At 54.4% G+C, this 2398-nt stretch carries 3 protein-coding genes; 2 read left to right on the forward strand and 1 reads right to left on the reverse strand.

The annotated features are described in order from the left end of the window. The first annotated feature begins 35 nt into the window (after positions 1–35). The gene (gene tnpB / locus BGK49_RS12190; protein WP_000950648.1) at positions 36–428 is read left to right on the forward strand and encodes an IS66 family insertion sequence element accessory protein TnpB; all 393 of its coding nucleotides are present in this window, start codon (positions 36–38) and stop codon (positions 426–428) included. 42 nt (positions 429–470) lie between these two features. Beyond that, positions 471–2036, forward strand: a complete 1566-nt coding sequence (locus BGK49_RS12195) for an IS66-like element ISEc49 family transposase (protein WP_000354984.1) — start codon at positions 471–473, stop codon at positions 2034–2036. 134 nt (positions 2037–2170) lie between these two features. On the opposite strand, the gene BGK49_RS30740 is transcribed toward BGK49_RS12195, so the two are convergent. Then, positions 2171–2398: hypothetical protein (locus BGK49_RS30740; protein ID WP_077756210.1), on the reverse strand; the 228-nt coding region annotated here is incomplete at its 5' end.

Raw genomic sequence — 2398 nt, forward strand, 5'->3', positions numbered from 1 at the left:
GTCACAACTTACCGATGTCTTCAGGGCACTCAAATATGCTCAGTCCTGATAATGTCTTCATCGCAATTAAACCTGTTGACATGCGCCGGGGCATCGACTCACTGACGCAGTATATACAGGATGAACTCCGGTCGACATGGCATGAGGGAGCCGCCTTCGTCTTTGTTAACAAAGCCCGTTCGCGTATCAAAGTTCTCCGGTGGGATAAACACGGGGTGTGGTTGTGTACCCGCCGTCTGCACAAAGGCAGCTTCCGCTGGCCACGTGCAAATGACGCTGCCTGGCACCTCACTCCCGACGAGTTTAACTGGCTGATTGCCGGTGTTGACTGGCAGCAGGTTAAGGGACATGACCTGACGAAATGGGTCTGGCAGAATGAACCTGAACTGCGCCCTGAAAACACGCAAAATACACTGCTAACTCAGTGAAAAATAATGAATATCCGTATCTGGAGTGGTATACTCCCCTGTATGGATATCTCCGCTCTCAACACCACGAATGACATCGAAAAACTGCGTGCTATGGCACTTGCCATGGTACAAGAAGTCATGTCGGAGAATGCCGAAAAAGAGCGGGAATTACTGGAGAAAAGCCGGCGCATCCAGCTTCTGGAAGAAATGCTGAAACTGGTTCGTCAACAGCGCTTCGGAAAAAAATGTGAAACGCTGGCTGGTATGCAACGCTCCCTATTCGAAGAGGATGTTGATGCCGATATCGCCGCGCTTACCGCACATCTGGATAAACTGCTCCCGCAATCCCCTGAAGAAGATGAAAAAGCGTCCCGTTCACGCCCGATACGCAAACCCTTACCGGTTCATCTTCCACGGGTGGAAAAAATTATCCAGCCGGACACTGACCATTGCCCTGAATGTGACGAGCCGCTGCACTATATCCGCGATGCGGTGAGTGAAAAGCTGGAGTATATTCCCGCTCACTTTGTGGTGAACCGTTATGTCCGTCCGCAATACAGTTGTCCCTGTTGCCAGAAGGTGTTCAGCGGTGAAATGCCGGCACATATCCTCCCGAAAAGTGCCGTTGAGCCATCAGTCATCGCACAGGTGATCATCAATAAATACGGTGACCACCTGCCTCTGTATCGCCAGCAACAGGTCTTTGCCCGTTCAGATGTCGGGCTGCCCGTCAGTTCGATGGCTGACATGGTTGGCGCGGCGGGTGCCGCATTATCTCCCCTGGCGGCGTTACTCCATCGCGAGTTGATAAACCGTCCGGTGGTGCATGCAGATGAGACTACCCTGAAGATCCTGAACACGAAGAAAGGCGGTAAATCCTGCTCCGGTTATCAGTGGGCATACGTCAGTGGAGAAAGGACGGGACCGTCAGTTGTGTGCTTCGACTGCCGGACCGGACGTAGCCATGAGTATCCTGAAAACTGGCTTCAGGGCTGGGGCGGGACGCTGGTTGTCGACGGACATAAAGCATACCGGACTCTGGCAAACAAAGTGCCGGAGATCACGCTGGCCGGATGCTGGGCCCATGCCCGCAGGGGCTTCGCCGACCTGTATAAAATCAGTAAAGATCCACGGGCTGCCATAGCCGTGAAGAAAATCGCGGGGTTGTACCGTCTTGAGAAGAAGATCAGTAGCCGCCCCGTGGAAAAAATCCGCCAGTGGCGACAGCGTTATGCCCGTCCGATACTGGAAGAACTGTGGTCATGGCTTGAAGAGCAGGAACCGCAATGTTCTCCGGGAAAGGCATTACACAAAGCCATTGCCTATGCGCTGTCTCATCGCGTGGAACTGAGCCGCTTCCTGGAAGATGGTGCGGTGCCGCTGGATAATAATGTGTGTGAACGGGCCATCAAAAACGTGGTTCTGGGCAGAAAATCGTGGCTGTTCGCCGGTTCGCAGATGGCGGGAGAACGCGCCGCGCAAATAATGAGCTTGCTGGAAACCGCGAAACGCAACGGTCTGGAGCCGCATGCCTGGTTGACAGACGTCCTGATGCGTCTGCCGGAGTGGCCGGAGGAGCGACTGGCAGAGTTGCTGCCTCTTGAGGGATTTACCTTCTCCGGGTGAGTGATACCTGCCGTCAGGTGTTCGTGCACCGGGCCATAACCTGCAGTCGGGAGTTGAACTCCTGACGGCAGGAAATGAGCCAGACCAGCAACCACGCGGGCTGACAGCGAATAAGAACCTGAATCAGCCCGGAGTCATTCCCGGGTCAGTACATCATCACCTGCAATTAATCCCCGAGTCAGTACTTCGCGGCCTGACGCGATCACGCTACTCAGTACTTCAGAGCCCGCCTCCGGTACCTGCCTGGCGATCGCCTCTGTGCAACAAAATAAATCAACCGTTATCAAACCACGAGCGTTCGTATGCGCCGCCGATGACGCGCGCCTGAAAAACGCGTCAATATGAGTTCCCCGGAAGCTTAC

This window comes from Shigella sp. FC1544, from assembly GCF_001722145.1.
GTDB classification, from domain to species: domain Bacteria; phylum Pseudomonadota; class Gammaproteobacteria; order Enterobacterales; family Enterobacteriaceae; genus Escherichia; species Escherichia coli.